Origin of the sequence: Kitasatospora sp. NPDC091257, from assembly GCF_044757675.1 — a bacterium.
Classification (GTDB): domain Bacteria; phylum Actinomycetota; class Actinomycetes; order Streptomycetales; family Streptomycetaceae; genus Kitasatospora; species Kitasatospora lactacystinica.
Genome location: NZ_JBIVVI010001218.1, coordinates 1 through 2,644, shown reverse-complemented (window position 1 = coordinate 2,644; position 2,644 = coordinate 1). Strand labels below are relative to the sequence as shown.

Below are 2,644 nucleotides of genomic sequence, written 5' to 3'. Positions count from 1 at the left end.
GGATCAAGGGGCGCTCGGCGCGCAGTTCGGGGGTGGTGGTGGCCAGGAGGGCGTGGGCCCGGTGGCGGGCGGCGGCAGGTTCGGCCTGCCGCTCGGAGCCGGCGGCCAGCTGGCTCTGGCTCTGTTCCAGCCGGTCCTGGCGTTTTTCCACGGCGGCCAGGCGGTTGTTGACGACCTGGGCGCTGCGCAGGATGATCCCGAAGTCGGTGAGGTTCGCCGTCGCCTTGGCCCGCATGTCGGCCAAGTCGGCGGGCAGCTGCGAGGTGCTGCGGCGGGCGGCGGTCTCGTACAGGTCGTCCAGGAAGCGGGCAGCTTCGGTGTGGACGGTGGGTCCGTAGATGCCGGCCAGTTGCTTGTAGGCGCGGGCGACCTTCGCAGCGGATTCGGCGGAGGGGGAATCGGTCATCAACGTGGTGGTCCTCTTCGATGCGGTACGACGGCCGGTGGCCGGGCTGGGTCAGGGCTGTGGGGTGCTGCCGGGCGGCACCCAGGCGACGGGGAGGCCAGCTCGCTGTACGAAGTCCTCCATCCACGCCATGGCCTGGTGGACGGGGTCTTCGATGACGGGGTACTCGTAGATCGCCCAGACGAAGACGCCAGCGAACACAGTGTCGTCGCTGGCTCCCCGCCGCCAGGTGGTGGCGGCCTCTCCGAACAGCGCGGGGGCCATCGCGGCGCCCCGGTCGAGGATGCTCTGGACCGCAGCGAGAGCCTGGTCCCGCGTCATGCCGCCTTCACCGTAGAGCGGGTCGACCCGGCCCGCATCGACGTTCATCTCGAGCTGGAGGGTGTTCCAAGCGGTTGCCACAACGGTGTCATCGGCGTCGTTGGCGTTGCTGGCCGGGGGGTCCTGCTTGACGGCGCGAAGACCAGGACGCTGATCGGCGAGGGAGACGCGCCAGCGGCTGGTGTTGTCGGTCGCCTGCCAGGACGGCCGGCCGTCCTGGGTGTCGGCGACCGCAGGTTCGGGGTGCTCACCGGGTCGCTCCCAACCGCCGATCACGGCGTCGGGGTCGGTGATCGCTTCGACCAGCGGCCACATCGCGAATACGGCGCTGTTGGCGAGCTGGGTGAGGGCTTCCTCGCTGTCGTCGTCATCCAAGGTGAGACCGAGCATGGCGGCGAGGAATCCGCCGGCCTGCTCGCGGGTCGAGGCGAGCAGGGTGAGACGGTCCAGGAACACGTAGGCCGGGGAGAGGCCTTCCCAGGTGCCGTCGGTGTCGAGGAGCAGGCGCAGCTCGGGGCGGCCGGTCTTGATGTCGTTGGGCGCTGTTGGGCACGGTCGGTCACCGGCCGATCACCCATGCTGCCGTTCGCGTGCTTGCCGGTGCAGGCGTTTGCGGGGATTGCCCCATCCACCGGCCTCGGAATCCTGCGATCGCTTCGGGATGCGCAAGAGGTCCGCCTGATGTTCTCCGTCTGACCGTTCAAGGGACTGCCGTGCCGGGCCACCGTATCCGGCTGGGCATCACCGGTCGGGGCCCTCGCGCTGGTCCTGCGTTGGTCAGGGCTGGGGTGGTAGTGCTCGGCGGCCGTTGCCGGCCTGACTCGGAGTTGACGGCGGCTCGGCTCGGACCGGGCAGCCGGCCTACCAGCGGGTGCGATCTGGACGTCGACCCGCTCACTTCTGGTCCTCGGCGGCGGCCAGGACTGCACCGATGGCCCTCCGGCTGGGTCTGCTCACCCAGGCCGACACCGCCCCGGCACCGACCGCACGGTGTCGGGCGGGTTCCGGTCGACGGGCGTCCCGCGACCTGGTCAAATGTCAGGGGCCGGAGATGACGCGGACCACGCGCACCACACCGATCTGCCCGGCCGGCCGGTGAACGCGCGCCACGACCGAACCCGTCGAACCGGTGGCCACCACCACCACGCTGTCCTCCTGGACGGACAACCTGGTGATCCGCACCCGCTCCGGGTCATGCGGTTCCGCCAGCCGCTCCCCCAGCGGATCGAGGGCAAGGCGGGCCTGGACGGCGCGCAGCGCCTGCCGGAAGCCGAACAGGAGAGCAGAGACCTCGGCGGCCAACTTCGCGTCAAGCACGGCATCCTCCGGCGCGCCAGTGCCGAGCTGCACGAACCAGCGAACCGATCCGGCTCCTCCCACCACGTCGTGCTCACCGATCGGCCACGTCCAGGATGTCGGCCAGGCTGAGGCCGGCGGACGTTGGCACGCTGCGGGCGGCAGCGGCGTAGGTCGCCGGGTCCGACAGGGCGTCAGCCGTCCGACCCGCCTCATCCCCGGGACAGCGCGGAAGGATTCGGCCGACAGAAATGCGATCTGGCCGCAGCCGGTGAAGGCCCCACGAGTCCCGGTAGCACCTGCAACACTGAGCGTGACATCGCCTGTGCGGCGGGGAACCTCCAAGGAGCGAGCGCAGTTGAGCTACACCGAGCACGAACTCAAGACCACCTACGACCCGACGGACCGGGCCTCCTGGGCCAACTTCGTCCTCTACGCGGAACCCGACCAGGACATCGTCACCACCGGCCTGCACTCCACCACCACAATCGAGCACACCAGCCCGTACGTGCAGGAGTGGATGCACCGACTGCGGGGCACGCGACCTCGACGGTGATTACGCCGACGGTTACGCGGCCAGCAAATGGGCCGGCGAGGTGCTGCTGCGCGAGGCGCACGAAG

The 2,644-nt window shown here is 70.2% G+C and carries 4 protein-coding genes; 1 reads left to right on the top strand and 3 read right to left on the bottom strand.

All coding sequences use genetic code 11. From position 1 onward, the window contains the following. From ACIQOV_RS36490 to ACIQOV_RS36480, 3 genes are all read right to left on the bottom strand, one after another. Positions 1 to 406 (bottom strand): hypothetical protein (locus ACIQOV_RS36490; RefSeq protein ID WP_401055101.1); only part of this gene is annotated, 406 nt, incomplete at its 3' end. 51 nt (positions 407 to 457) lie between these two features. Further along, on the bottom strand, positions 458 to 1,183 hold the full coding sequence (locus tag ACIQOV_RS36485; protein WP_401055100.1) for a hypothetical protein: 726 nt from the start codon (positions 1,181 to 1,183) through the stop codon (positions 458 to 460). A 582-nt stretch (positions 1,184 to 1,765) separates the two neighbouring features. Beyond that, positions 1,766 to 2,110: a hypothetical protein gene (locus ACIQOV_RS36480; protein WP_401055099.1), complete on the bottom strand. Its 345-nt coding sequence runs from the start codon at positions 2,108 to 2,110 to the stop codon at positions 1,766 to 1,768. A 271-nt stretch (positions 2,111 to 2,381) separates the two neighbouring features. Here ACIQOV_RS36480 and ACIQOV_RS36475 point away from each other — a divergent pair, with 271 nt between their 5' ends. Next, positions 2,382 to 2,579 (top strand): hypothetical protein, encoded by a 198-nt coding sequence (locus ACIQOV_RS36475; protein ID WP_401055098.1) that lies wholly within the window; start codon positions 2,382 to 2,384, stop codon positions 2,577 to 2,579. Positions 2,580 to 2,644 lie beyond the last annotated feature (65 nt).